Origin of the sequence: Natrinema ejinorense (assembly GCF_002494345.1) — an archaeon.
In the GTDB taxonomy this organism is placed as follows: Archaea; Halobacteriota; Halobacteria; order Halobacteriales; family Natrialbaceae; genus Natrinema; species Natrinema longum.
Map to the genome: position 1 here is coordinate 1,018,400 of NZ_NXNI01000001.1, position 25,864 is coordinate 1,044,263.

Annotated in this window: 23 protein-coding genes and 1 tRNA gene; 9 read left to right on the forward strand and 15 right to left on the reverse strand. The window is 62.7% G+C overall.

Annotated elements, in window-relative coordinates:
• Nucleotides 1-374: 374 nt before the first annotated feature.
• Both CP557_RS05125 and CP557_RS05130 read right to left on the reverse strand, forming a co-directional pair.
• Nucleotides 375-1,148 (reverse strand): ABC transporter, encoded by a 774-nt coding sequence (locus tag CP557_RS05125; protein WP_097378916.1) that lies wholly within the window; start codon nt 1,146-1,148, stop codon nt 375-377.
• Complete coding sequence (locus tag CP557_RS05130; RefSeq protein ID WP_097378917.1) at nt 1,145-2,152, reverse strand: ABC transporter ATP-binding protein; 1,008 nt, start codon at nt 2,150-2,152, stop codon at nt 1,145-1,147. The genes CP557_RS05125 and CP557_RS05130 overlap by 4 nt, the downstream gene beginning before the upstream one ends.
• A gap of 304 nt (nt 2,153-2,456) precedes the next feature.
• On the opposite strand from CP557_RS05130, the gene CP557_RS05135 reads away from it, so the two are divergent.
• The gene (locus CP557_RS05135; RefSeq protein ID WP_143825032.1) at nt 2,457-2,912 is read left to right on the forward strand and encodes a hypothetical protein; all 456 of its coding nucleotides are present in this window, start codon (nt 2,457-2,459) and stop codon (nt 2,910-2,912) included.
• 317 nt (nt 2,913-3,229) lie between these two features.
• Here the strand turns inward: CP557_RS05135 and CP557_RS05140 are convergent, their stop codons facing one another.
• A complete protein-coding gene (locus tag CP557_RS05140; RefSeq protein ID WP_097378919.1) occupies nt 3,230-4,699 on the reverse strand; it encodes an MATE family efflux transporter in 1,470 nt (489 codons plus the stop codon).
• 153 nt (nt 4,700-4,852) lie between these two features.
• Here CP557_RS05140 and CP557_RS05145 point away from each other — a divergent pair, with 153 nt between their 5' ends.
• Complete coding sequence (locus tag CP557_RS05145; RefSeq protein ID WP_097378920.1) at nt 4,853-5,227, forward strand: hypothetical protein; 375 nt, start codon at nt 4,853-4,855, stop codon at nt 5,225-5,227.
• 2 nt (nt 5,228-5,229) lie between these two features.
• Nucleotides 5,230-5,646, forward strand: coding sequence for a hypothetical protein (locus tag CP557_RS05150; RefSeq protein ID WP_097378921.1), 417 nt, complete (start codon nt 5,230-5,232; stop codon nt 5,644-5,646).
• 166 nt (nt 5,647-5,812) lie between these two features.
• Here CP557_RS05150 and CP557_RS22435 read toward each other — a convergent pair whose 3' ends face one another.
• Together CP557_RS22435 and CP557_RS23255 are read right to left on the reverse strand one after the other, a co-directional pair.
• On the reverse strand, nt 5,813-5,953 hold the full coding sequence (locus tag CP557_RS22435; protein WP_169924340.1) for a hypothetical protein: 141 nt from the start codon (nt 5,951-5,953) through the stop codon (nt 5,813-5,815).
• Between the two features lie 45 nt (nt 5,954-5,998).
• Complete coding sequence (locus CP557_RS23255) at nt 5,999-6,127, reverse strand: hypothetical protein (protein ID WP_281255551.1); 129 nt, start codon at nt 6,125-6,127, stop codon at nt 5,999-6,001.
• Between the two features lie 603 nt (nt 6,128-6,730).
• On the opposite strand from CP557_RS23255, the gene CP557_RS05155 reads away from it, so the two are divergent.
• A complete protein-coding gene (locus CP557_RS05155) occupies nt 6,731-6,919 on the forward strand; it encodes a multidrug transporter (RefSeq protein ID WP_097378922.1) in 189 nt (62 codons plus the stop codon).
• Nucleotides 6,920-7,206: 287 nt separating this feature from the next.
• Here CP557_RS05155 and CP557_RS05160 read toward each other — a convergent pair.
• Together CP557_RS05160 and CP557_RS05165 are read right to left on the reverse strand one after the other, a co-directional pair.
• Nucleotides 7,207-7,281 (reverse strand) — tRNA-Val (locus tag CP557_RS05160).
• A 40-nt stretch (nt 7,282-7,321) separates the two neighbouring features.
• The gene (locus tag CP557_RS05165) at nt 7,322-7,588 is read right to left on the reverse strand and encodes a DUF7553 family protein (protein ID WP_097378923.1); all 267 of its coding nucleotides are present in this window, start codon (nt 7,586-7,588) and stop codon (nt 7,322-7,324) included.
• Nucleotides 7,589-7,747: 159 nt separating this feature from the next.
• Between CP557_RS05165 and CP557_RS05170 the strand changes: the two genes are divergently transcribed.
• The 3 genes from CP557_RS05170 to CP557_RS05180 all read left to right on the forward strand — a co-directional run bounded on the left by CP557_RS05170 (nt 7,748) and on the right by CP557_RS05180 (nt 12,067).
• The gene (locus CP557_RS05170) at nt 7,748-9,517 is read left to right on the forward strand and encodes an adenine deaminase C-terminal domain-containing protein (RefSeq protein ID WP_097378924.1); all 1,770 of its coding nucleotides are present in this window, start codon (nt 7,748-7,750) and stop codon (nt 9,515-9,517) included.
• Between the two features lie 140 nt (nt 9,518-9,657).
• On the forward strand, nt 9,658-11,610 hold the full coding sequence (locus tag CP557_RS05175; protein ID WP_097378925.1) for a 3-hydroxyacyl-CoA dehydrogenase/enoyl-CoA hydratase family protein: 1,953 nt from the start codon (nt 9,658-9,660) through the stop codon (nt 11,608-11,610).
• A 1-nt stretch (nt 11,611) separates the two neighbouring features.
• Complete coding sequence (locus CP557_RS05180; protein ID WP_097378926.1) at nt 11,612-12,067, forward strand: PaaI family thioesterase; 456 nt, start codon at nt 11,612-11,614, stop codon at nt 12,065-12,067.
• A gap of 33 nt (nt 12,068-12,100) precedes the next feature.
• Here the strand turns inward: CP557_RS05180 and CP557_RS05185 are convergent, their stop codons facing one another.
• From CP557_RS05185 to CP557_RS05200, 4 genes are all read right to left on the reverse strand, one after another.
• Complete coding sequence (locus CP557_RS05185) at nt 12,101-12,622, reverse strand: Lrp/AsnC family transcriptional regulator (protein ID WP_097378927.1); 522 nt, start codon at nt 12,620-12,622, stop codon at nt 12,101-12,103.
• 30 nt (nt 12,623-12,652) lie between these two features.
• Nucleotides 12,653-13,507: an alpha/beta fold hydrolase gene (locus CP557_RS05190; RefSeq protein WP_097378928.1), complete on the reverse strand. Its 855-nt coding sequence runs from the start codon at nt 13,505-13,507 to the stop codon at nt 12,653-12,655.
• 245 nt (nt 13,508-13,752) lie between these two features.
• Nucleotides 13,753-18,234 (reverse strand): ATP-dependent helicase, encoded by a 4,482-nt coding sequence (locus CP557_RS05195; RefSeq protein WP_097378929.1) that lies wholly within the window; start codon nt 18,232-18,234, stop codon nt 13,753-13,755.
• Between the two features lie 113 nt (nt 18,235-18,347).
• Nucleotides 18,348-18,608: a HalOD1 output domain-containing protein gene (locus CP557_RS05200; protein WP_097378930.1), complete on the reverse strand. Its 261-nt coding sequence runs from the start codon at nt 18,606-18,608 to the stop codon at nt 18,348-18,350.
• A 545-nt stretch (nt 18,609-19,153) separates the two neighbouring features.
• Between CP557_RS05200 and CP557_RS05205 the strand changes: the two genes are divergently transcribed.
• Both CP557_RS05205 and CP557_RS22440 read left to right on the forward strand, forming a co-directional pair.
• Nucleotides 19,154-20,254, forward strand: coding sequence for an archaeosine biosynthesis radical SAM protein RaSEA (locus tag CP557_RS05205; protein WP_097378931.1), 1,101 nt, complete (start codon nt 19,154-19,156; stop codon nt 20,252-20,254).
• 56 nt (nt 20,255-20,310) lie between these two features.
• The gene (locus tag CP557_RS22440) at nt 20,311-20,475 is read left to right on the forward strand and encodes a hypothetical protein (protein WP_169924341.1); all 165 of its coding nucleotides are present in this window, start codon (nt 20,311-20,313) and stop codon (nt 20,473-20,475) included.
• On the opposite strand, the gene CP557_RS05210 is transcribed toward CP557_RS22440, so the two are convergent.
• The 4 genes from CP557_RS05210 to CP557_RS05225 form a co-directional block, all read right to left on the reverse strand.
• Entirely contained in the window at nt 20,472-23,687 is a 3,216-nt protein-coding gene (locus tag CP557_RS05210; RefSeq protein WP_097378932.1) for a PAS domain S-box protein, read from the reverse strand. The two genes, CP557_RS22440 and CP557_RS05210, sit on opposite strands and share 4 nt — an antisense overlap.
• 118 nt (nt 23,688-23,805) lie before the next feature.
• The gene (purQ, locus tag CP557_RS05215; RefSeq protein WP_097378933.1) at nt 23,806-24,498 is read right to left on the reverse strand and encodes a phosphoribosylformylglycinamidine synthase I; all 693 of its coding nucleotides are present in this window, start codon (nt 24,496-24,498) and stop codon (nt 23,806-23,808) included.
• A complete protein-coding gene (gene purS / locus CP557_RS05220; RefSeq protein WP_097378934.1) occupies nt 24,499-24,750 on the reverse strand; it encodes a phosphoribosylformylglycinamidine synthase subunit PurS in 252 nt (83 codons plus the stop codon).
• 102 nt (nt 24,751-24,852) lie between these two features.
• Complete coding sequence (locus CP557_RS05225) at nt 24,853-25,788, reverse strand: HhH-GPD family protein (protein ID WP_097378935.1); 936 nt, start codon at nt 25,786-25,788, stop codon at nt 24,853-24,855.
• Nucleotides 25,789-25,864 lie beyond the last annotated feature (76 nt).

Below are 25,864 nucleotides of genomic sequence, written 5' to 3' on the forward strand. Positions count from 1 at the left end.
CCGTTTCGACCGCGTCAGAACCGGACACTCTGTCTCGAAACAGTATACTCTGCTCTCTGAGGAGACATTGATGTCCACGGTTCATCCTACGAAATGAAACTTCCTCAGACGTTATCATCAACTAGTATTCGGCCGCTATCCCCAGCTATTCAACCCATATGGTTTATTTATTATAATATTTGGGCCACTAGATGTTCACCACCGTCCTACAGTCGTGGGAACGATCTCCCGCACGACGCTTGAACATCACAGATGCTAAGATGTGCTCTCAATTGAAGTTAGATCGGTCAGTATAGGTTATCCACTTTCTTGACCGATCCTAATAGAGTGGAGATGTAGATCGATCACAACTATGGGTCACTGCCCCGCACGGATTAATAGTGCCCAAGAACACCCCGTTTGCGCGCTTTGGCTGTCCCAATCCGGAAGACCAATAATCCAATCGCTAGGTAGACAACCGACTGCCCGACCAGTAGCCCAAGGTCGAATACCGGAAGTTCCCACACGCGGACCCCATCCGTCATCACTCGTTGCAATAAGTGACTCCCCAGCGACACTGGAAGGATTTTCAACAGTACAAACTCTTGGACTGGCAGGGCAATCAGGCCTGCAAACGAAAGTTGGATCAGCGGAAACACCTTCTCAATCTGCTTGTAGACAAGCGCCGCCCCACCGAAGACGAATCCGAGGCCGACCACTGGGAGCAGCGTCAACACACCGAGCACAACGAGTGATAGGGGTGCAATAGAAAGCCACGTCCCTGTCGTCGCCATCATCAACACCAGAAGGACGATGCCGGTAGCGAACGTTCCCAAGAGATTGACCACGGTCTTCACCGCAACAACCTCTGTGAAGCCAAACGGCGACATCGACAACTGTTCCAGAGTTCCCCACTGTGCCTCATCAGTCAGGTCGTGCGTGAGATCGGCATATGCCGACACCGCCATCGTGAAGAGGAAATACCCGACAACGAGCGGTCCAACTGACCGGGAAATCAAATCCGCTGCCACAAACTGCCCGCCGAAGAAAACGAGCGCGAAAAACAGATACAGCGTCACGAATCCCACCACTGTATTCACGAGATAGCGACGCGAGAGCGTCACTGATTTACTCGCAATCACTCGAAACAAGATGAGATGCCGGTTCATGACTCCGCCTCCTCCGGTGACACTGACTCAGCTGTCGTCAGCTCAACGAAGACGTCTTCCAGGTCAGGCTCGATTTCAGTGACCGACCTGATAGTCGCCTCTGCCGTTTGAAGTATATCGACACACTCGTAGAACTCCTCGCTGCCTGCAAGCGCGATTTCGAACTCCACGGAGTCAGTGTCGGTCCGCCAGTCAAGTAGCTGGAAGCGGGTGTCGAGTTGCTCTCGTAGGTGTGCTGGCGGGTTCTCGGTCAGTTGGACGCGGTATGATTGGGACTGGAAGACATCGAGTAAGCTGTCGACGGAATCATCAGCGACGATGTCGCCGTCACTGAGAACGATCACGCGGTCGCAGACGGCTTCGATGATATCCATGTCGTGACTCGTAATCACGATCGTTTTGTTCTCCTCATGGGCAAGGCGTTGTAATTCAGTTTGGAGGTCGCGGGACGTTTCCACGTCGAGGCCAAGCATCGGTTCGTCAAGGAAGAGGACATGAGTCTCGCGGGCGAGTGTACAGCCGAGCGCGACTTTCTGCTTCATGCCACGCGAGAGATTCTTGGCGGGTTCGTCTGCCTTTCCGGTGAGTCCGAGCGTGTCGATGATCGCCTCGTGTCTGTCGACACGTGCCCGGGGATCGATGCCATGGAGGCCAGCGAAAAACGCGAGATTTTCACGAACGCTCAGACGCCAATAGACGTTGCGTGCGCCTTCGAGAACAGCACTCACGTAGTTGTATGCGCGTGAACGGGCCTCATGCACAGGGACGCCGTGAATAGAAACATCGCCACGTGTGGGAGTGATGAGTCCGAGAACAGTTTTGACGATTGTCGTTTTGCCAGCGCCGTTTGGGCCGAGGAGTCCGACAATTTGCCCGGATTGGATATCAAAGGAAACGTCATCAACGGCTGTGAAGCGGCCTGTCTCTCCTGTATAGAGTTTTGTGAGGCCCGAGACCGAAACTACGGGGTCATGTTCTGGAGGATCAGTTGTGCGGGGATACATCGTTTGCGTCCACCTATTCGGTGGCCGATATTAAGCGTACACAACATAGAACAAGTTCACGTTTCGGGACATCACCGGCGACCGTCACCGCGGCACCAACCCCTTCGCTTACGCACGAGCATACTATGCCCGGTGTCTCCACCCCGAAATCGAGTCTGACCCTGCACTGCATCGGTTCCTCACACGCTTCGAAGGAGAACTCGACCGCCTGGGCTACACCATTAACGAGAACAAGGATGAAAGTAGCCAGAAGTATCACGAAACGCGGCTGTTGGCAAAGTGCGTGAAGCGTGGAACGCCCGACTTGACCCTACCAAACGGCCAGCACTCACTCGATTCGTTCGTCACCGAGGCTGGCCAACTGGGCCTTGAGGACTCCGACCACCGAGATACCGAGGAGTACGACGGGCCATGGTTCGTCTACGTCACCAGCCACGACGTCCCGGACAACCGCGAGAACGTCCGTACGAAACTCCGCGAGTACGCGGCTCGCTGGAACGTGGAGACGGACTTCCGGGTTGTGAAGCAGAACTTCATTCCGTTTACGAACACCGACCAGTACGCCGTTCGCGTGTTGTTTCGGTTCTGGGCGGTCGCGCTCTACGACGCGTGGGTATTGGCGGATACGCTTATCAAACTGGACCGGGGATGGAATCCGAATGACGACTACTCAGTGCGGTCGAAACCGTTCCGGCGGGAGATCGCCAAGGTGGATTACTGGTATCACCGCCTGATTTTCTCGGGTTCTCCTGATTCGTGAGCGACAGCACTGTCGTTCTCCTTCGCTTTTATCAGGACTAACCAGAGCCTAGACAAGTTTATATATTATTACTAGGGGGTTTCAATAGTGGTGCGTGGAAGCTGAGATTCGTTCAGGTCGAGTCCGAAACTGGCGTGTAATATCGAGCTACCTCAGAGAGCAGATACTGCCGATCTGGTACGTCCCTATTTCCATCTATTTTCAATCATTACACGGAACGATCCCAACACTACGGGCGACTCGCGTTTCCGGCCCCGTTCGATGTCGTCATAGTGACTCTCTCGAGCGGTCGGGCAACACCGTGTCACCCGGCGCGTTCAATCGCCGTGTGCCGACTCCGGGCGATACTCCCGACTGATGACCTTCCAGCGGCCGGCGGCGAATCGGTGGTAGGTGACGATCGCCGGAACGAGCGTCTCGAGGACCAGCGCCGCGTAGAGCGCGCCGATCCCCAGCGGGGTGACCGTTCCGAGGAACGGGACCGGGACCGAGATCACGCCGAAAGCGGCGACGGGGAGTGCGAACACGTAGAGTCCGAGCACCTGGCCGTAGAACGGCCAGCGCGTGTCACCGCTCGCGCGGAGGGGGCCGGTCGCACCGCCGCTGATGCCGCGGAAGACGACGCTCACGCAGGCGACAGCGACGAACGTCGTCACGAGCGGCAGGATCGCCGGATCGTTCACGAAGAGTCGGCCCACCTGTTCGGCGAAGACGAGAACGACGGTCGCGCTGAAGAGGTAGACGGCAGTGCCGAACCAGAGGACTTCGCGGCCATATGTGCCGGCATCACCTTCGTCGCCGGTCCCGAGTTCCTGCCCGACCAGACTGCTGGACGCGAGCGAAAAGCCCCAGCCGGGCGTGTCCATCAGGTCACGGACGCGCCGGGCAACGACGTAGGCGGCCACCACGTTCGGCCCGAACAACGCGACGATGGCGAGCATGGGGAACTGTGCGGCTCGGCGGGCGACGTTCGTAAACACGAGCGGTGTCCCGATTCCGACCACGTTCCGGACGTCGTCGACCGTCGTGTACGGGCGGGAAACATCCACAGTGACGGGGAACTCGCCTACGAGCGGGAGCCGGCCGAGGGTAAATCCGGTGACGAACGCCGCCAGTACGAGGGCGTTCGCCAGTACCGTGCCGATCGCCGCACCGACGACGCCGACCTCGAGGACGAACAACAGGACGGCGTTGATAGCGACGTTGACGGCCGCACCCCCCGCTCGGAGGACCATCGGCGTCCACGCGTCGTCGGCACCGACGAGCGTTCGGCTCCCGATCAGGTTCAACGCGGCGATCGGAACGCCGATAGCGACGACTCGGAGGTAGTCCGCGCCGTAGGCCAGCGACGTCGCATCGTCCCCGATAAGGGAGATGAGCCGTTCGGGAACGGTCCAGTAGAGGGCGGCGAGGGGAACGGTGATCGCGACGACGACCAGCGCGCTCGTCGTCACCGCCATCGACAGCTCCTCGATGGCTCGAGCGCTGTAGCGCTGGGAGACGAGACTGATCGTCGCGCCCGCGACCCCGCCACCGAGCGCGAACGCCATCGCCCAGAAGGGAGTCGCGAAGCCGACGCCAGCGATCGCTGCCGGACCGAGGGCGATGCCGACCATCGCCACGTCCGCGGCGGATTTGGACATGCGCGCGATTCCCGTGACGATCCGCGGCCAGGCGAGATCGGTGGTCCGCTCGGCCCGTCCCCCGTCGACGATCCCGGCCCGCGCGAGCAGGAGGCCGATCGACAGCAGGAGCCAGCGGAACGGATTCGGTACCCGAGAAGCCACGCTCGAGCGTTCAGGACTCAGCGCTAAAACGCTTTATACCTCAGCAATACGTCATGATCGATGACGCGATATGGCGACCGAAGGGAGCCACACACCGTCGCCCACGTGGGTGCAGGCAGCACGGGCTTGTCTCGGACTCGCTCACGAGCGATTATGAGCCCGACGTTTTCGCCGGACGATATCGACAAAGCGGTCGAGAACGCGAACGGTGAGGCGATCGGTCCCGTTACGGAAATCGATGGCGACACCGCCCGCGTCGAACCCAGTTCCGGCGTCGTGGATTCGATCAGGGCGGCCCTGGGCTGGCGCCGGGGTGCCGACGATACCGTGAGGATCCGCGAGGACGCGATCGCATCGGTTTCCGACGACGTGATCCGACTCGAGTCCGAGAGTGGGTCCTATAATCCGTTGCGTATCGACGGCGAGTGTGATCGAGAATCGACAGTGTCGGGACGGATGTCGGCTCGGCCCCGTCTAGATTTATTATACTCGAGGCCCTCGCTTCCGGAAGAGCGAGCAGCCAGCTAACTATGACCAGTGACGATCGCTACACACTGTTCGGCGTCTATCTCTCGGCGGATGTCTTCGATGCGCTGGCGGAGCACTTGTACGCGGAGGCCGGCGTCGTCGACTACGGGAACTACTTCGATTCGTCCGACTCCGGCGTTCCCGTGGGCGATCCCGGTGCTGATGCGACCGATGACCTCCTCGCGGACGTGGTCGCGTCCTTCGCCGACCTGTACGATGAGGCGGATTTCGACGCCGCGCGGCGAGTCGACGCCGATGCGTTCGTCCTCGCCCACCTCGCCGCCGAGCCACAGACGGTGACGCGTGCCCGCGAGCGCTTCCAGGCGGCCGCCACGATTCAGGAGACGGACAGTCGCACCGTTCACACTGCCGTCCTGGCCGCATTTCTCTCGACAATGGACGGACTCGAGGCCGATTGAGACGGGCCCCTGTCACTGTTTCCCGGCGCGCCCCCACAGCGGTCGCGGCTGCGTCGGCACTGACAGATGTCCGTACGAGGACTCGATCGTCGTCCGATCGACGCCGAACCCGTCGGCCCAGTCGAGGAACGCTCGCCCGTCGTTCGGGTCGAACCGCTGGAGACGCCTAGGCCTCCTGCAGGTCGACGATACTCACCCAGTGATCGACGTATTCGGCTTCGTGGTCGCTGGCGACCCTGTTCGCTTCGGCCCAGTCCCGACACTCACGGTCGAGTTCGCAGCTGTCACAGCGGAGTCGGTACACCATGTGTTGCCGTACCATATGGTCCGTCTTAAACGTTCGTCGGATCGCTCATCGGGGAACGCGGGTATCGAATCCCGCGGCGATCCTGGCCGACCGGCCATCGTCGGTGATCAGGAGTCCAGCCGTGTCCGTCTCGCCGCCGATTCCTCGCGCGTCGGTCGTGTGTGCGATCGCCACCGTTGGCTCGCCCAGAACTTGCCTGGACTCTCTTTCGAATACTATCTTTATTAGTTATATATTAGGCACTCATCCGGTTCGTCAACCGTTTAAAAGTGGCTCACAGGACTGCTCTACAGCCGGACGATGAGCGGTCGGCGGATCACGTTTCGAGCGACGAAACTCGTTATCTAACTCACCGATGAGAACTAGTGGTTGTCTGTCCTCGTCGGTCTGGGATGAACGAATTAGTTCATACAACGCTCGAGCCGGCTTCAACGAAGAGTTTCGCACATCCGTCTCTCACTGAACGCAGTGGGAACTACGACCGCAACAATACTGTGTTCCTCGTTGATGTTTCACAGACCATACGAGCTGCGTGTCATCGCTATGGGTTCGATTGCAGAGACGAACAGCATAGAAACGGAACACTGTCAAACATGTCTTTAAAGAAATAAAATGACGAACCATCCATTTCTCAAATAGTTTTGCTAACACCGAATCGGAAACAGCCGATGAGCGGGACAGGGCAGTTAGCTTCGCAGGAGGTCGCCGCATTTGAACACTATCCGACACGTATAGTCCGTACATTTACCACTGTACACGTCCAACACTACGGCGAATATGTCGTCCAGCTATCCGGATCAGTCGTCCCTGGTCACTGCAGTCGGCCTCCTCGTTGCCATTGTCGCAGTTGTGGGTACGCAGGTCTTTGGCTGGGAGTGGGGAGCAGGGCAACTCGCTCCGACGATCATCGGCGTCGTCGTTGCTGGAGTCGCGGTCGTAGTTGTTGTGAGGCGTCTAGTAAAGTAAACCGGCAGCGCCATTCAGTGTTCGCTCGATAGCGGGCTTTATTAGCCGCTCAGCTTGCAGATCGATTTGCGGCCCCACCCAGTAATTATACGGTGTAGCCCCTAGCTCTCAACCGGAATTGCCGGAGCGGATTATCGAAATGGGCGCTCACGTACGCTGGTCAAGCTTCTATCCAGTCTCTCCAGCGTATTGAGTCGACCGTTCCCCTCCCTCAATGCTTCTGGTACCTGACCCAGGATACCTCTCATCGTTCCTTTTTAGTACTTCACAAGGAGCAAAGCGACGAGTGGGTTGGGGCAGATTTGAACTGCCGACTTCCTCCGTGTGAAGGAGGTATCATAACCGGACTAGATCACCAACCCGCACGAGGTGCTTCCCGTGCGTTCAACTTAAGGCTTCCTTTCACCGATCGTCGTCGGATTCGCTCGAGCGACCCACCCGATCGCGCAGCGACCCGACCGTCCGACGGGTCCGCGTCTCCGCTCGCGTTTCGAGTGCGGTCACGGCGGCCAGGACGCCGTCGACGCGGCCGGGTTCGGGTTCCGACTCCCGGCCGAGGAGGACTCGAACGCGAGCTACGGGTGCTGCGAGGGATTCGGACACGCCGAGGCGGGCGTGGTCGGCGGCGCGGGTGAGGTAGTATCGGCTGTCGTCGAAGTGTTTGTTCATCTGATTCTCTCCCGTAGAGCGGTCGGCTGCGAATATAGTTCTTTCGCGGACAACAGAATCGGGCTTTCCCGACGCGATCCAGCGCGGCGGGCGAGCCATCGGCGGATCACACGAGCACACGAGCGATTAACGTGGGAGGGCACACGAGAACGAGTGAAGATGAACGAGTTACAGCCGATCGCCCTCGAGAGCGAGGGAGCGACCGCGGATCTGGTCGTCGAGGGTGGACGGGTCTACTGCTCGAACCGCCGGGAATTCCTCGAGCGCGACATCGCGGTCGTCGGTGACCGGATCGCTGCGTTGCTCGAGGACGCGGGTTCGGTCACGGGTCCCGACACGACGGTCGTCTCGGCGGCCGATCGTGTCGTCTTGCCGGGACTGATCGACGCCCACACGCACGCGGACATCCAGCTGATTTTCGACCGCGCGGTCCCGGAACTGCTCGCGACCGGGACGACCGCGGTCGTCACCGAAAGCTCGGGACTGGGGCTGCTGTTCGGGAGCCGTGGGGTCGAGACGTTCCTCGAGCGGACCGCCGACTGTCCGATTTCGACCTACGTGACGCTGCCACCGCAGGCCTTCGTCGATACGTTCGAGCCGGCGACCGGCTCCCCAGCCGAACTCGAGGCGCTCTCGAGCCTGCTCGAGCGCGAGCGGGTCGTCGGCGTCGGCGAGATCGACTGGATCCACGTCGTTGGGCAGGATGCGCCGATCGAGCGCCTCTACGAGCGCGCCCGCGAGAAAAACGCCGCGATCGTCGGACACGGTGCGGGCTGTCGCGGTGACTCGCTGCGCGCGTTCGCGACCGTCGTCGACAACGACCACGAGGCGATCTCGGCCGCTGGAATCCGTGAACGCGCCGAGAACGGCATCCACGTGGTCGGGCGCTGTGGCTCGATCCGCGACGACCTCGCGGCACTTATCGAGGCGTATCCGGCGCTCGATCCGGGGAGCGTCTCCCTCTCGACCGACGGCGTCTGGCCGGCCGATCTGCTCGAAGGCGTTGGTATGGCCGAAATCGTCCGCCGGCTGATCGATGCCGGCGTGGAGCCGGCCGACGCGATCGACGCCGCGACCCGGAACACGGCGGAGCAGTTCGGACTCGCGAACCGGGGCATCGTCGCACCGGGAGCCGTCGCCGATCTCGTCGTCGTCGACGACCTCGAGACGATGACCGTCGAAACGGTCTGTACGGAGGGTGACGTTGTCGTCGACGGCGGCGATCCGCTCGTCGAGGCCAGGACCGATCCGTACCCGGAGTACGTCTACGACACCGTCTCAGTCGCGCTCGAACGCGAACGGTTCACCGCCCCGCTCGAGGCAGCCCCGGACGGGACGGTTCGTGCGATGGCGGCCGATAGTGGCCTCGTGACGACCGAAACGACCGTCGATCCCGACATCGTCGATGCCGGAGACGGCGGGGAGCAGCGGCTCGGTCCCGACCCGGAGAACGACGTCCTCACCGCGACGCTGTTCGACCGGAATCCGGCGACCGATGATCGCGGCTTTACCGGCTTTCTCACCGGCTACGGTCTCGAATCGGGGGCGATCGCGACGACCGGCACCTGGGAGAGTCCCGGGCTGGTGACCGTCGCCGCCGACACCGACGATGCCGTCGTCGCTGCCGACCGGGTCGCGTCGATGGGCGGCGGGTTTGCAGTCGCTCGTGACGGGGAGGTGGTGGCGGCTCTCGCGATGCCGATCGCCGCGACCGCCGCCGAACTGGCCCCGGAGACGTTCGCGACCGAGTTCGACGTGCTCGAGGACGCCCTTCGCGAGGGCGGCGTCGACATCGAGCGTCCGCTGTTGACCGTCCAGACGCTGACGTTCCCCGGCGTCCCGGCGGTGAAGCTCACGCCGTCGGGCTACGCGAACGTCCGTGGCCGGTCCGTCGTCGGCCTCGAGCCCGATCCGGCCCGTTCCGACTGACTGGGCCGAACTGCGACAACCATTACAGAAATTCCACCAGCCAACGATGAGCGTACACGCGGTGAACGGGTCGGAGAAACTCTTAACAATGGTAATACGGTGTCGGTGGAATTAAGACACTCCCGACCGACGACACCACCATGTCACTCGAAAGCATTGACCGCGTTGCGGTTCTGGGCGCGGGGAACATGGGGCACGGAATTACCGAAGTCACGGCCATGGCCGGCTACGACGTCACGATGCGGGACATCAAAGACGAGTTCGTCGAGGACGGCTACGAGTCGATCAAGTGGAGCCTCGAGAAACTCGAGGAAAAGGAGATGATCGACGAGTCGGCCGACGAGGTCCTTTCGCGGATCGAGACGACGACGGATCTCGAGGAGGCCGTCACCGACGCCGACCTCGTCATCGAGGCCGCACCCGAAGAGCTCGACCTGAAACACGAGATCTTCACGGACCTCGAGGAGTACACCAGCGGCGACACGCTGCTGGCGACGAACACCTCGAGTCTGCCGATTTCGGACATCGCGGAGGCCGTCGACACGCCCGAGCGCGTGCTCGGTCTGCACTTCTTCAACCCGCCGGTCAAGATGGACCTCGTGGAGGTCATCTACGGCGAGGACACCAGCGACGAGGCCGCCGAAGCCGGCTACGAGTGGGTCGAGTCGATCGGCAAGACGCCGATTTACGTCCGCAAGGACGTTCGCGGGTTCGTCGTCAACACCATCGTCGGACCCTTCGGCGGCGAGCCCGCCTTTATGGTCTCGAACGGCGAGGCGACGATCCGCGAGGCCGACGCGACGATGGCCCACGAGCGGGGCTACCCGATGGGGCCGTTCGAACTCGGCGACCTCACCGGCATCGACGTCGGCTACCACGTTCGCAAGGAGGGCGACAGCCCGATCCCGCCGATCACCGAGGAGAAGGTCGAGGCCGGTGATCTCGGCCAGAAGACCGGCAAGGGCTTCTACGACTACGAGGACGGCGACGGTGCCGATTACGAGCCCGAGGACGCGGGCGACTTCGACTGGCTCCGCGTCGAGGCGCGCATGATCAACCGCGCGGCCTTCCTCGTCGGCGAGGGCGTCGCGACCCCCGAAGAAGTCGACACCGGCGTCCAGCTCGGGCTGGGCTTCCCCGAGGGAATCTGCCGACGCGGCGACAAGATCGGCCTCGATACGGTCCTCGAGAAACTCGAGACGCTCTACGAGGAAACGGGCGAGGACCGATTCGAGCCCCATCCCTACCTCGAGGAACTCGTCGAGGAGGGCAAGACCGGCGAGGAGGCCGGCGCTGGCTTCTACGACTACGGCGACGACGAGCTCGGTCCCTATCACGACCTGAACTACGACCTCGAGGACGGCGTCCTGCAGGTCGAACTCGACCGACCGTCCCGGATGAACGCGCTGTCGGAGGATCTGCTCTCCGAGATCGACGACCTGTTCTCCTCGGTCGATACTGACGAGGTTCGGGTCGCGACGATCGAGGGATCGGGCGACCGGGCGTTCAGCGCCGGTGCGGACATCTCCGGGTTCGCGGATACGGCTCCGACCGATATGATGGACGTCACGCCCGGCTTCGAGACGGTCAACGAGTTCCCCCGTCCCGTCCTCGCGAAGATCGACGGCTTCTGTCTCGGTGGCGGCTTGGAGCTCGCGCTAGCCTGTGACCTGCGGATCGCGACCGAGCGCTCGTCGTTCGGTGCGCCCGAGATCGGCCTCGGACTGATCCCCGGCGGCGGCGGCACGCAGCGGCTCACCCGGATCCTCGGGGAGACCCGCGCGAAAGAACTCGTCTTCCGTGGCAACCACATCGACGCCGACCGCGCGGAGGACTGGGGCCTCATCAACCGCTCTGTCGAGCGAGAGGACTTCGACGACACCGTCGGCGAATTCCTCGACGATCTCCGTTCTGGCCCGCCGATCGGTCTCAAAGTCGCCAAGAAGGTCATGAACGAGGGGCAAGACGCCAGCCTCGACGCCGCACTGGTCATGGAGAGCCAGGGCTTTGGCCTCCTCTCGAGCACCGACGACGTGCTGGAAGGGACCGCCGCGTTCGCCGAAGACCGCGAGCCCGAGTTCGAGGGCAAGTAAGATGACCGAGGGGCCGGCGGACGCATCGGGCTGGCCGGAGTGGGAGTCGTTCGTCCAGCGTCACGGCTACCTGTCGTGGCTCGACCTCGAGGTCGAACACCTCGAGGACGGACGAGCAGTCCTGGTGATCGAACAGGACGAGGACTTCGAGAACCCGGTCGGCAACGACGGACACGATCCGGTCCACGGCGGCATCGTCGCGACGCTGATCGATACCTCGAGCGCGTTCGCCCTGCGGACGACGTTCGAGAATCCCGCCGATGCGTTCCTGACGACGACCGATCTCAACGTCTCCTATCTGCGACCGGCGACCGGCGACCTGCGCGCCGAAGCCGAGGTGCTCCGGGCCGGCGGTTCGACCGGCGTCACCGAGGTCACCGTCAGCGGCGCGGACGGCGAGGCCGCCGTCGGTCGCACTACCTACCGCTTGTTCCGCGATGGGATCGGGGAGGAGTGACCACTCGGTTCCGACTCGAGGACCACGAGTCGGTCACTCCTCCTGATCGTCGCCGAGCTCTTCGAAGATCCGTGGATCGGTCTGGAACTTGAGGACGTTGTGGACCGCCGAATTTCGAATGTTCGCGATGACCGTTCCGTAATCCCGATAACAGTCGTGAATCCACTTGGAGATCTCTTCGCGGTCCCGAAACATCATCACCGTTTTCCACTGGTACTCCCCGTCCGAGAGGAAGAAAAACAGGGTGTGTTTGTCCGCCTTGATGTACTCCATGGCGTCGCGCCAGTTGTCGGCGAAGTGTTCGGGATTGAACTTGAACTCGAACAGCGCGAAGATGTAGTACTCCTCGTTCGGGATGATCGCCTCGCGGAAGACGCCCTCGTCGCGCATCCGCCGGATCGACTCGCTGACGGTGACGTGGGAGACGTCGATGTCGTATTCGGACTCGAGTACTTGCGTCAGTTCGCGCGAGGACAACTGTGGATCGTTCGAGAGTTCGCTGAGGATCGCGATATCGCGATCTTTGAACTCCCAGTTCGGCGATTCGTCGCTCATACTAGCTGTAATTCCATCGGATACATGTGTTTATGTGTTCGATTCGGTCAAAAACTCGCCGAGGCGCTCGGCGTACGCGTCCGATCGGTCCTCGGGAACCCAGTGGTAGGCCTCCGACAGCGGCGCGAGTTCGGCCTCCGGAACGTCTCTGGCCAGTTGCTCGGCGTAGTCGTAGGGCTGCATGACGTCGTCTTCACCCCACAACAGCAGCGTCTCTGCGGTGATCGCGCCGTAGTCGATCTCCGTCGTGTGGTTCGTGTTCGTCGAGACTGCGTTGCGAACGAGTGACACGTGGCCCTCGTCGGTGAGCCACGGTGCTTTCATTCCCGCGACGAATTCGGGATCGGCCTCACCGTACGCCCCCTCGACGAACGCCGCGTCGAGTCGCCCTTCGAGTTCCTCGCGCTCTATCTCGGCGGTCGACGGCAGCCCCAGGTTCGAGACGAACTCGACCGGCCAGGAGTCGTAACAGACGGCGTTCGAGAGGACGAGCTGATCGACCATCTCGGGATTGTGTGCGGCGAATCGCAGGGCGACGCCGCCACCGATGTCGTGGGCGACCAGTGCGATCCGATCGACATCGAGATCCGCGAGCAGGGCCTCGAGCATCGCCTCTTGGGCGCGAATCGAGCGATCGAAGCCGTCCTGCATCGCGGAGTTGCCGTAGCCGACCAGATCCGGTGCGATCGTGCGTCGATCGTCGGCGATCGCGGGGACGATATCGCGCCAGAGGAACGACCACGTCGGGATGCCGTGGACGAAGACCACCGGGGGCTCGTCGCTCTCGTCGGGGCCGTCCTCGTAGTAGGCCACCTCGAGGTCGTGGCCGTCGACCGCGACCGTCGTCGACGACTGTCGCTCGCTCCACGTCTCGTGATCGACCATTCAGACCCCTCCGTTCGCGGAGCGCTCCGTTGGCGGACGACCCGGACCGTCGTGGGGTCGCTGCCGATCATCTCGGCTGCTTCGTGCCGGTAGTTCTCGCATAATCATTGGTGACACACCCCCATTCAGTTTCCAAGATAAAGTCAGTTTGGGCGATGACTACCGATGTTAACTATTTATACTGTAGAATGGCGGCGATGGCTCCGTCCCCCGACCGATCGCCGAGAGCGGGGCTCGATCGTCCGCTATTCGTCGTCCGAACCCGTCGTCAGGCCCGCGAGCGACTCCTCGCCGATCTCCTCGAGCACGCGCTCGTGGAACGACTGGAGGGCGGCGCTCTCGTCTTCGGCGAGGACGACGTCGCTGGCCGAGAGCGTCGCGAGGCCAAAGGCCCGCGGCGTCGGCGAATCGAGGAGTCTCCGGGAGACGGTCAGGTCGTCGCTGGCGATCGCGCGGACGAGAGCCTCGATCTCGTCGACGTTGAGTTTGTCCTCGAGGATCTCGCGGTAGGTCTCCTCGATCACGGCGAAGTCCGCGAGGTCCTCGGCGAAGCCAAGCAGCATCTCGCTGGAGACTTGCTGTTCGCTCGCGGACTTCTCGTAGCCCTTGTAGCGTTTGAGGATCATCAGCGAGCGGGTCGCGTTGATCCGGAAGTACCGCTGGAGCAGGTCCGTCCCCGAGAGGGAGGCTCGGAGGTCCTCGCGGACCTGTTCGGCCTCGAGGTCGGCGACGATCCCCTCGATGTCGACCTTGCGGTTCAGCGGCATCGAGAGGACGAAGCCGTTGTCCGCGACGGCGACGCGGACGTTCGCCGTCGCCTCCTGGGCACAGCGGTAGGCGAGCAGCCGCGACAGGCCGTCGTTGACCTTGCGACCGTACGTCGAGTGAACGTAGTAGTGGCGTTCGTACTCCTCGCGATCCCGGACGACTTCGATCGCGAGCCGGTCGGTCGTGCTCACGCTTTCGATGCCGGCGTACTGACACTGGTGATCGAACAGGCGGGCGATGGCCCGCACGCTGTCGTCGTCCAGCGGAAACTCCCGGAGCCACGCGCGGACTCGCGGCGGCCCGCCGTCGTCGTAGCGCGCGAGGAGTTCGCCCTGAAAGGCGAGGATCTCACGGCCCAGATCGTACGAGAGCGGCAGTCGCTCGGAGTACCACGAGGGGACGGTCGGACGCGCGCTCGTGCGATCGACGTACACCTTCGATCCGCGCCGGTAGCGGTACTCGAAGTGATCGCCACCGAGGACGAAGACGTCGCCCTTCTCCAAGGTGTCGAGGTACTCCTCGTCCAACTGGCCGACCCAGTCGTCGCTCGCGCGCGTGTAGACGTCGCAGGTGAAGGAATCCGGGATCGTCCCGATGTTGGTCATGTAGATGACCCGTGCGAGCCGACCGCGCTTGCCGATCAGCGGTTCGCCGACCGGGAACGCCTCATGGTGGTGCTGGCCGTCCGGCGGGTCGTTCGCGTCGCGCCAGACCTTCGCGTAGACGTTCTTCTCCTCGAGGCCGGCGTAGTCGGCGGTGAGATACCGCATGAGCGATTCGTACTCGTCCTCGCTGTAGTTGCGGTAGGGATAGGCCCGCCGGAGGATCGCCTTCAGGTCGGCCTCGGGTCGGATTTCCGCGATCGCCATCCCGTAGACGTGCTGGGCGGCCACGTCCTGGGCGTTCTCGGGGATCGACACGGAGTCGACGAACCCCTCCGTGGCCTTCTTCAGCATGACCGCACACTCGAGGAGTTCGTCCCTGTCGAGGGCGATCACCCGCCCCGTGACTGTCTGACCGACGCGGTGGCCCGCACGGCCGATCCGCTGGAGCAAGGCCGCGACGGACTTGGGCGAGCCGACCTGGACGACGAGATCGACGTGGGGCATGTCGATCCCCAGCTCGAGGCTGGTCGAGGTGGTGACCACGTCGAGAGCGCCGTCCTTCAGCCGCCCCTCGATGTCCTGGCGGACGTCTTTCGAGAGACTCCCGTGATGACACCCCGAGTTGTCCTCGTCGTAGCCGTCGAAGCGCTCACGGAGGTTGTGGAGGACCCGTTCGGCACCCGAACGGGTGTTCGTAAACACCAGCGTGTTCGTGTGATTTTGAATGTGGTCGTGGAGCAGCCGGTAAAATCGCTCCTGAACGACCGCTCTGGGCGTGTTGATCAGGTCGTCGGTCGGACACTCCAGTTGCATGTCGAACTCGCGAGCGAAGCGCGCGTCGACGATCTCGTAGTCGCGAGGGGAAGGGCCCTGTGCCTCGCCGCTGGGTTCCTCACAGCCGACGAGGAACTCCGCCACCCGAGAGAGGGGCTCGATCGTCGCCGAGCAGCCGATCCGCGTAATGTCGCCCTCGGCCATCGCCTCGAGTCGCTCGAGGCTGACCGCGAGGTGGGTGCCCCGTTTGCCCGCCGCCAGCGAGTGGATCTCGTCGACGATGACGTACTCGACGGTCCGGAGCTTCTCGCGGAACTTGGGCGAGTTGAGAAGTATCGCGAGGGTTTCGGGCGTCGTATTGAGGATGTGGGGCGTCTCCTCGAGCATCTTCTGGCGGTCGCTCGAGGCAGTGTCGCCGTGGCGAATCGCGTGGCGGATCTCGCCCATCTCCTCGCCCTCTCGGTCGTCGACGATCGCCTCGATCCCCTCGAGGGGCACCTCGAGGTTGCGGTGAATGTCGTTTGCGAGCGATTTGAGCGGCGAGACGTAGAGACAGTAAACAGAGTTCTCGAGGCCGTCGTCAGTGTCGTGGTCGCGGCGATACAGGTCGTTGATAATCGACGTGAAGGATGCAAGCGTGTTGTGAAGGTACAGTCCGCCACGACCACCGACGAAGTTGTGCGTATCCGGAACACTGAGATCGACGATTTGTCCGCTATATTGTGACGTGTCGTTCGATTCGACGGGTACCCAAGCGACGTTCCGACGACGTATCTCGTCGATCTGTGCCGCAAGTTCACGAGTCGTCTCGTCGGATGGGAGCGACTGAAGCGTCGTAGACAGCGTTTCCAGTGCTCGTTCCGTGAGGTATCCGCTTCGTCTGGCTACTTCGTAAATGTTGCCGAGCTCGGCATTGAACTCTCGGTCGTTCTCGAAGTACTTCGACAGCGCTCGAACGTCTCGATAGTCGAACGCGTACCGCCCAATGTGATTGCCGTTACTCTGCCCGGCAGTATGTGCTTCCAGTTCGTCGATTTTCGGGTGGACGATCGAACACTCCGACAGGAGCGTCGACAGATTCTCGATTCCTCGAACGATAAGCGAGTGATACTCTCGTCTCGTCTGCTCTTCCGTATTCGTCGCGTACTTTTCCCGGCGGCTCCGAGCGGGGAGGATCCCGAACGAGAGTAAGAGGTACGACAACTGTTCTATCTTCAATTCATTAGCCTGTATGAGACGGACTTCGTTGGATCGAACCTCGCTCTCCAGCGATAGAAACGTCGAGAGGAACGACCGTTTAATCTGTTTCGACGCGTTCAGCACCCAATTCGGGAGCGGTACGTCGCGGCTCGGTCCCGGTTCGAGATCCAGTAATTCCGAAAAGAACACGGAAAACGCTGCGTCGGAAACAACGTAGTCGATCTCCGACTTCTGCTCGAATTCGATACCGAACCGATCCCGCATCGTCTCCACCGCGCGTTCGAGAAGTTCAGTCCGATTCTTTTGGGTTATCTGAACGAACCTGTTCCGATCGTCTGCTCCGATCAGGCCCTCCGCGAGGACGAACGCGGACAGTTCTGCGAGTTCGGAATCGAGCGTCGTTGGATAGCGAAAGCGGGACAAGCGACCGTTGTCGGTTTTGACGAGTATCTCACCGGGCTCGAGCGGCGTACACTTCGCTCGAAGCAACGCGAGGAGGTCATTCGCACAGTACTCGGTATCGCCTTTCACCAGTTTCCAGGCGGACGAAATCCCGATCGATAGGTGATCCGCAACGTCCGGCACAGAGAGTCCAGCAAGCGCGAGGGCAAGCCACCGTTCGGACTCGTCGAACGCCGAAATGGGGGCCTTGTCTTCGAGACGAGCGATGACATGATCCGATTTTGCTTCGGTTGCGACGAGCGGGAATTCGGATCGAAGCCGGTCAAGCGCAGCGCGAACATTAAGGTCGATGTCTCGCTCGGGGAGTTCGATACGAGTCGGAACGCCGATCCGATCACCCTCCTCGATGTCCTCCGCCGAGCGCCACGTGGGCCCCGATGGAGTCTCGACGAGAAGCGGATGATCCGGTGTGACTTCGACTTCTCTCCCGTACGACGTTCGGATTCGATGGATCGGCCCGTCGTAGCTCTCCGAGTAGACCATCGATTGACGAAGCGTGAGCTCCTCTTCGTCGAGTGAGTATGCCTCGATCGGACTCGTGTACAACTCTCCGTCCGTATCGACGTCTGTGACTTTTCGATTCCGGCGTTCGAGAAGGTCTTCCGCTCGAAGGACCGATGCCTCACCGTCGTCTCGAACGATCATCGGCGTATCCGGTTTGACGCACTTCCCGCTCCCGGTCGGCGCACAGACCAGCGTGTTCGTCCTCTCGTGGATCTTCGGGATCGCACCCCGCTGTGGCGGCGTGAAGAACCCGTCGTTCTCGGGGACGAACTCGCCGAACTCCTCGAGCCACCACTCCTGAACCGCGGGCTCGAGCAACTCGAACACGTCCCCGTCCTCGATCGTCGTGTCGGCCGGATCGAACGGAAGGGCGTCGTCGGCGACCGGCAACTCGCGGGGCTCGTTCCCGTCCATTATCGTCGTCTGCGGGACAGGGCTGTAAGAGGGTTTGGACAGCGGAGTGAAAGTGAAACCGGCGATGGAGGGCACGAACTCGGAGCCGCCCCGCTCCGCGCGCGGTCCCGCTGTCACTCGACTGCGGTCGAACTACCGCGATCCGCGGTCGCGTCCGTCACGTCGACGTGTCCCGACTCGTCGATACGAACGTGGTTCTCGCGATACGTGAATTCGATCCTCACGCTCAAGGCATCCGCCTTGCGATACAGCACATCGAGTGCGTCGGTATCGATCACCTCGTGTAGCGGCGGCTCGAGATCCATCGGGTCGACCCCTTCGTGTGCCGCCACCCCCTGTACGACCCTGAGACTGGTCGGTGTCGTGTTCGACATATGCTACGTCGCAACGACCCTCCCAATGAATCCCTCGATAGATTTCTGACGCCTGGCAGACGTCCGTCAGACAGTTTCCCGCTGATCGGCCGTTCCACCGGCGCGACCGACCGGACGACTGCTGGAACTGAAAACACGTTTATACCCATTTTCACATAGTGGTACGTGGACCGCGGTCGGCTGGAACGCTGGCGGTCCGGCCCCCACCCAGGCCGGTTCAGAGACACACCACCTATCAACCGAACGACCCACCCTCGCGTCCACTGGGATGCGAGTCGCCGCGTGCCAGTTCGACCTCGCGGTCTCTAGACGACGCAACCGGGAGCGGGAAGCCGTCTCGTGTCCGTGAATCGGTTCGGACTATTCGTCGATCGTCTTCCAGGATGGCTATAGTAGCAACTGAAACGATTTACACACTGATCGCAACGCTGTCGTGCGATCAGGTATGCAATGACTTTCAGTTGCTACTATAGTGACCACAGACAGGTTCGAGGGAAGCGTTCGAGGACGACGAGCCTTTACCGTTCCAACGGGTAACGGCGGTAATGAGCAAACCGAGCCCGGACGTCTACGAGCAGGGGAAGGGCATGGACGCCCACAACCAGGTGATGCGCGAGATCCGTTCGCGCAAGGAGGCCAGCTACGATCCCCACGAGCCCACTCGAGTCTGGCTCGACGAGGACAACACCCCCGGCGGCGTCAAGTCGAGCCTGACGATCATCCTCAACACCGGCGGCTGTCGGTGGGCCCGCGCCGGGGGCTGTACGATGTGTGGCTACGTCGCGGAAAGCGTCGACGGCGGCTCCGTCTCCCACGACGCCTTGATGGACCAGATCGACGTCTGTCTCGCCCACGAGGCCGACAACGCCGACGAACCCGCCGACCTGATCAAGATCTACACCTCCGGCTCCTTCCTCGACGAGCGCGAGGTCGGCGCGGAATCCAGACGGGCGATCGCCGACACCTTCGCCGACCGCGAGCGCATCGTCGTCGAGTCGCTGCCCGACTTCGTCGATCGCGAGAAGATCGCCGACTTCACCCAGCATGGCATCGACACGGACGTCGCGATCGGCCTCGAGACGGCCACCGATCGGGTCCGCCACGACTGCGTGAACAAGTACTTCGACTTCGCGGACTTCGAGGCCGCCTGCACGGAAGCCGCGGCTGCCGACGAGGAGGCGGGTGAGGACGTCGAGGCCGGCATCAAGGCCTACCTGCTGATGAAACCGCCCTTCCTCACCGAGTCCGAAGCCGTCGCGGACATGATCTCGTCGATCGAGCGCTGTGCCGACGTCGAGGGCTGTCACACCGTCTCGATGAACCCCTGCAACGTCCAGCGCTACACCATGGTCGACGACCTCTACTTCAACGACGGCTACCGACCGCCGTGGCTGTGGTCGGTCGCACACGTGCTCGAGGAGACGGCGGCCGTCGACGCCATCGTCGTCTCGGATCCGGTCGGCCACGGCTCCGATCGGGGTCCACACAACTGTCAGGAGTGTGACGACCGCGTCCAGAAGGCGATCAAGGACTTCGACCTCCGACAGGATCCGACGGTCTTCGAGCAGGTTTCCTGTGAGTGTGAGCTGACCTGGGAGACGGTCATCGAGCGCGAGCGGAGCTTCAACCAGCCCCTGACGCGATAGCACCACGTTGCGTGAGTCGGGATGTGATATTTCCTCGTCGACCCACTCCCAGCCGTATGGGATACCCGTCGTTTTCTGACTACTGGAACGAACTCGAGCCAGCCGTGTTGGTCGTCATCGGCCTCCTCTTGCTCGTGTTTCCCGAGCCAGCGACGTCCGCGCTCGGCGCGGGCCTCGTGTTACTCGGGGTGAGCTGGTGGTTCTACGAGTGGGGCCGCTAGAACTCGAGCCGGCTCCGGTCGTCCCCCACAGCCGTGTCGCCCGACGTGGATCGGAGGGAGGCCGAATCGGCGCGAGGCACCTCGAGTGTGACGACGGTGCCACGGGGTTCGTTGTCGGTAAACGACAGGTGACCTCCCGCCTGCGTGACGACCCAGTTGACCAGCCAGAGTCCGAGGCCACTCGCGTGGCGGAGCGGCGTAATCTCTTGATTGCCCTCGAGGAGGTCGCGTTCTTCGGTGGGGATACCGGGGCCGTCGTCGGCGATCGAGAGTGACAACAGCCCGTCGGTCGACCGGGTACACAGCGTCACGTCGATGGAGGGCTGTGGCCGGTCGTTGTGTTCGACGGCGTTCTCGAGTATCTGAAAGACGGCCGCTTCCAGGTACTCGTCGCCTCGAGCAACGGCTCGCTCGGGCAGCGAACAGGTGATTTCGATGTCGGCGGTGCGCTCGAGGCGGGCGACTGCACGCTCGACGGCTGTGACGAGGTCGATCGGCCCGCTCGGGACCTCCTCGCGGTCGAGGACGCGCTCGACGGCACGGGTTTTCTGCGCGAGCGCGGTGAGTTCGCTCGTCCGGCAGCGGATCGTCTCGACGAACTCGCGGTCGGCGTCGTCGACGCTCGTGGCGAGCATCTCCGCACAGCCGTCGATGATGTTCATCCCGTTGCGCAGGTCGTGACGCAGGACCCGATTGAGGATCTCGAGGCGCTTCTGTCGCTGTTTCTGCTCGGTGATATCGGTGTAGAGTCCGAACGCGCGGTCCGACGACCCGTCCATCTCCATCGGGACGACCCGGAGTCTGAAATCGCGCAATCCGTTCGCCGTCCGTCGTTTGACCTCGGACTCGCCGACCTCGCCCCGGCTTCCACGGCGATTGAGCGTCTGGGCTGCGGTTGCCCTGTCCGGCGGCACGATGATCTCGTCGAGCGGTTCGCCGACGAGATCCGCCTCGGCGTAGCCGAAGACCCGCTCGAACGCCGGATTGACCGCCTCGACCACCGGGCCGTCTTCGAGTTGGCTGACGCTGACGACGGCATCGGGGATGTTCTCGAACAGCGCCGCGAAGCGATCGCGTTCGGTTCGCAACCGCTCTTCGAACGCGATTCGGTCGAGTGCATCCGTGACGTGGGAGAGCAGGAGCTCCGCCAGTTCCGCGTCGGCCGAGGTGAACGCGCCGGGCTCCATCGAAATGGCCTGAAACACGCCGTGATCGCCGATCGGGACGCTCAGTACCGATCTGAGACCGTCGACGCTGGCCACCGCGTTGTCGTCCGCCTCGACGTCGTCGATCCGGTAGGGCTGTCGTGTCCGACCGGACGTCCCGTCGATGCCGACGTCGACTGGCAATTCTCCCTCGAGGTCCGCATCGAGAGTGGACGAAATAGTCCGTTTGACGAGCGACCCTTCTTGGTCCCTGTCGACACAGCAGAGATCGAAGTTGAGCACGTCTTCGGCGGCCTCGACGGTTATTTCGTAAATTTCCTCGCGGCTCTGACAGTCGTCGAGCCGGGACGCGACGTCGTGAAGCCCTTCTATTTTCGACTTCCTGTCGACGAGCTGTTGTTCCATCCGTTTTCGGTCGCTGATGTCTCGAGCGATGCCGACCGTCCCATCGATCTCGCCGTTGGACCGCAGCAGTGCCATGTTGACTTCGCCCGGCGTCCGCTCGCCGTTGGGGCCCGTGAGGGTGACCTCGTAGGTCGCGATGCGTCGTTCGCCGTCGATGAGGGCCTGAATGTGTCGCTGTCCGCGTTCGACGCTCTCGTCCGTAAGAAGCTTCGAGACGTACTCGCCGAGCAGGTCGTCGCGATCGTAGTCGATCTCGCCCATCGTCGTATCGTTAATGGTGACGAACCGGCCGTCGAGATCGAGCTGATAGACGTAATCACCGACCGTCTCGACGACAGTCTTCGTCCGCTCGAGTTCGCGTTCGCGAGCCGCCCGATCGAGCGCCGCTTCGGCAGTCCTCGCGAGGACGTGGATCAGGTGGATCTCGGTGTCGTCGAGGGTGTCGTCGCCGGATGCCGCGACCGTAAACAGCCCGTGATCGCCCAGCGGTTGGAAGAGCGCGGTCCCGATTTCGGCCCCGATGTCGTACGGAACGCGGTCCATCGAGACGTTCTCGGCGATAGTCGGTTCCTGGTTGCTGTAGGCCTCCCAGAAAACGGTATCTCCGGGACCGACCGACGGGATACCGTCGGTGTATTCCTCGAGCGTCGGCGTGATGCGTGTGGCCTCGAGCGTCTCACTTTCCTCGTCGTAGAGCCGGATTCCGGCGAACGAGCGATCGATTACGTCCTCGGTCGCCGTCAACACGATATCCCCGATCTCCTCGGCGGACTCGGCTCGCAGGAGTTTCTGGGTCGTCTCCTGGAGCGCCTCGAGTGCGTTCGCCCGCTTGCGATCGGCAGTGACGTTCCGTCCGAACGAGAGAACCCTCTCGATCTCGCCGTCTTCGCCCAGCGGGATGTCGAACCACTCGCAGGTAACTGTCGTGCCGTCCTTGCGGACGTTACAGTTCTCCCGCCAGGACGGGTCGGTGAGACCGTCGTCGACGAGCGACTGTATGTCCTCGCGTACCGCCCGTCGCTCGCCCGCGGGGACGAGCAACTCGAGGGCGGACTCGCCGATCGCCTCGGCAGCGGTATAGCCAAACAGCTCCGTCGCGGCCGGATTCCAGGTTCGAACGTCGAACTCGGCGGGGGTCCACTCGACGATCGCGAGCGGCGACTGTTCGACGAGGGCCGTGAGGCGATTCGACGGCTCCGCGACCGACGTCACCGGAGCGGTATCGATCACAGCCTCCTCCCTCCCGGCGTGTAGAGACCGATCCGTCGCTGCCTGGGTTTCGAGCACTGCATCCAGCCGCGAGCGGAGGGTGTCGGACACCTGAGAACGAGGGACGTAGCCGTCGGCTCCCGCGGCGACGACTGCGCCCGCGAGTGCTTCGCTCCCGTCCTCGGGGACGATCACGATCGGAATCGCGGGCCACTGCTCCCGGATCGCCCTGCAGCAGTCGACCGGACCGACGTCGGGGGGTGACCCCTCGATCACGACGCAGTCGGCTGTCGCGAGGGACTCGAGACACGCCGCGATGGTTCGAACCCGCTCGGTAGTCATGCCGCGTCCCTCGAGGGTGCGTTTGATACCGATCCCGGTATCGGCACCGACGACTACAACTCGAGCGTTCGGTCCGGTGTTCGTGGACATCCCCTGTATTCCAGTCGACCACAACGAACCCCGTACGTATTAGTCTTGGACTCGGTTCACGGATTCGTTTATTCCGTTTAACCTGAAGTCGTTTCGTAGAAAAAATCGAATACAGGCCCTATACGCCGTTTCTCGGTGGTTCGAATCCCCGGAGGATACCCTGTCCGTCCGTCGGACCGACGTCGGGGAGGGTTACCCGTTCGGGATGGGGCATCAACACTGCGACGGACTCGCGGTCGCCGAGGACGCCGGCGATATCGTGTTTGGAACCGTTCGGGTTCGCGTCAGGACTCGTCGTCCCGTCTTCCTCGCAGTACCGGAAGAGCACGCGATTCTCGTCCTCGAGAGCGGCCAACCGGTCGTCGTCGATCTCGTAGCGGCCCTCGCCGTGGGCGATCGGGACGTCGATGACCTCGCCCTCGTCGTAGGCGACGGTCCAGGGCGTATCGTCGCGCTCGACGCGCAGATGGACGTGTTCACACTGGAACCGAGCGCTCTCGTTGGTCGTGAACGCACCCTCGGTCAGGCCGGACTCACAGCCGATCTGTGCGCCGTTACAGATGCCCAGAACCGGAACGCCTGCCGCCGCGGCCTCGCGAACGTCGGCCATAATCGGTGAGCGGGCCGCCATCGCCCCCGCGCGGAGGTAGTCCCCGTAAGAAAAGCCACCGGGGATAACGATGCCCGTCGTCTCCTCGGGCAGTCCGTCCTCGTGCCAGACGATCTCGGCGTCGATATCCAGATAGTCGAGTGCCCGTTTCGCGTCGCGATCGCAGTTCGAGCCGCCAAAGCGGATGATCGAAACCGTCATCTACCGTTCTGCGACCTCCACGTCGTAGTCGTGGATGGTCGGATTCGCCAGCAGCCGTTCGGCCATCTCGTCTGCGCGCTCGCGTGCGCCGTCCGCGGAATCGGCCTCGAGGTCGACCTCGAAGCGATCGGCCGACCGCAGCTCCTCGAGTTCGAAGCCCAGCCGCTCGAGGGCTTGCTTCGTGGTCTCGGCCTCGGGGTCCAGTACGCCCCGTTTGAGTCGAACCGTCACCGTCGCGGTGTAGGCGGTCATTACATCATACCCCGTATCCGTGCTCAAAAACGCTTTCGCCTTGACTCCGTAATACACGATCGTGGATACCATCTCCCGTCACCGATCGGTCGTCGGGAGAGTTTAGCGCTGTAACCGCGCGACGGGGCCGTCACTGCCATCGCGGTCGAATTCGACCAGCCCATCAGACTCGAGGTCGGACAGCAAGCCCGTGAGCCAGTCACGGCCGTACTCGCCTCCGGGCGCGTAGTCGACGCGGATGCGGTGACCTAAGGTGTCGATCTCGAGTTCCTCGTACTCCCGGAGCGTCCCGATCACGCGACCGCGGAACTGCCGGCGGCTTCCCTCGAAACTCGGTTGGGTCGGCACGTCGGGAGCGGTGAAGTCGCCGCTGGCGTAGGCGCGACACCACTCGCGCCAGGGACAGCCGGCCTCGTCGCAACGAGGGGTCTGCTCGCAGGCGACGCCGCCCAGTTCCATGATCGCGTTGTTCCAGACCCGCGAGCGATCCTCGGGCATGAGGTCGCTCGCGGCGTCCTCGAAGACCGCGTCGTCGTCGGGAACGTCGAACGCCCGGTAGAGCACTCGCTTGACGTTCGTGTCGACGACCGCGTCGCCGTTGTTAAAGGCGAAACTCGCCACCGCGTTGGCCGTGTACGGACCGACGCCCATCAGCGCTTGCAGTTCCTCGGGGGTCTCGGGGAAGTCGCCGCCGTACTCGTCTTCGACCTGTCCGGCGGCTTCGTGGAGGTACTTCGCTCGGTTGTTGTACCCCAGGCTGTGGTCCGTCCAGAACCCCACGACGTCGGCGCGGTCGGCGTCGGCGAGGTCGGCGGTGGTCGGCCAGCGCTCGAGGAACGCCTCCCAGGCCTCGACGACGCGGCCGAGCTGGGTCTGCTGGCTCATCACCTCGCTGACGAGGATTTCGTAGGGATCGTCGGTCCGTCGCCACGGAAAGTCGCGGTGGTCGTCTTCGTACCACTCGATCAGGGCCTCGCGAACGGCCCCGGGATCGTCGGGCAGGCGCCACTCGTCGGCCGGTGCCTCGGCGTCACTCATCGGTCTCGCTAGCGACTGGGACGCCTTACTGGTGGCGGTCCCGACCGCGAGCGGTCCGCCGCGGTCGGCGTCGCCG

Bases quoted from the DNA above. Each gene is read 5' to 3' on its own strand.
- CP557_RS05175 (WP_097378925.1), top strand. From the start codon at position 9,658: ATGTCACTCGAAAGCATTGACCGCGTTGCGGTTCTGGGCGCGGGGAAC.
- CP557_RS05225 (WP_097378935.1), bottom strand. From the start codon at position 25,788: ATGAGTGACGCCGAGGCACCGGCCGACGAGTGGCGCCTGCCCGACGAT.
- CP557_RS05145 (WP_097378920.1), top strand. From the start codon at position 4,853: ATGAGCCCGACGTTTTCGCCGGACGATATCGACAAAGCGGTCGAGAAC.
- CP557_RS05180 (WP_097378926.1), top strand. From the start codon at position 11,612: ATGACCGAGGGGCCGGCGGACGCATCGGGCTGGCCGGAGTGGGAGTCG.
- CP557_RS05205 (WP_097378931.1), top strand. From the start codon at position 19,154: ATGAGCAAACCGAGCCCGGACGTCTACGAGCAGGGGAAGGGCATGGAC.
- CP557_RS22440 (WP_169924341.1), top strand. From the start codon at position 20,311: ATGGGATACCCGTCGTTTTCTGACTACTGGAACGAACTCGAGCCAGCC.
- CP557_RS05125 (WP_097378916.1), bottom strand. From the start codon at position 1,148: ATGAACCGGCATCTCATCTTGTTTCGAGTGATTGCGAGTAAATCAGTG.
- CP557_RS05190 (WP_097378928.1), bottom strand. From the start codon at position 13,507: ATGGTCGATCACGAGACGTGGAGCGAGCGACAGTCGTCGACGACGGTC.
- CP557_RS05200 (WP_097378930.1), bottom strand. From the start codon at position 18,608: ATGTCGAACACGACACCGACCAGTCTCAGGGTCGTACAGGGGGTGGCG.
- CP557_RS05170 (WP_097378924.1), top strand. From the start codon at position 7,748: ATGAACGAGTTACAGCCGATCGCCCTCGAGAGCGAGGGAGCGACCGCG.
- CP557_RS05155 (WP_097378922.1), top strand. From the start codon at position 6,731: ATGTCGTCCAGCTATCCGGATCAGTCGTCCCTGGTCACTGCAGTCGGC.
- CP557_RS22435 (WP_169924340.1), bottom strand. From the start codon at position 5,953: ATGGTGTACCGACTCCGCTGTGACAGCTGCGAACTCGACCGTGAGTGT.
- purQ (WP_097378933.1), bottom strand. From the start codon at position 24,498: ATGACGGTTTCGATCATCCGCTTTGGCGGCTCGAACTGCGATCGCGAC.
- purS (WP_097378934.1), bottom strand. From the start codon at position 24,750: ATGACCGCCTACACCGCGACGGTGACGGTTCGACTCAAACGGGGCGTA.
- CP557_RS05185 (WP_097378927.1), bottom strand. From the start codon at position 12,622: ATGAGCGACGAATCGCCGAACTGGGAGTTCAAAGATCGCGATATCGCG.
- CP557_RS05150 (WP_097378921.1), top strand. From the start codon at position 5,230: ATGACCAGTGACGATCGCTACACACTGTTCGGCGTCTATCTCTCGGCG.
- CP557_RS05130 (WP_097378917.1), bottom strand. From the start codon at position 2,152: ATGTATCCCCGCACAACTGATCCTCCAGAACATGACCCCGTAGTTTCG.
- CP557_RS05165 (WP_097378923.1), bottom strand. From the start codon at position 7,588: ATGAACAAACACTTCGACGACAGCCGATACTACCTCACCCGCGCCGCC.
- CP557_RS05195 (WP_097378929.1), bottom strand. From the start codon at position 18,234: ATGGACGGGAACGAGCCCCGCGAGTTGCCGGTCGCCGACGACGCCCTT.
- CP557_RS05210 (WP_097378932.1), bottom strand. From the start codon at position 23,687: ATGTCCACGAACACCGGACCGAACGCTCGAGTTGTAGTCGTCGGTGCC.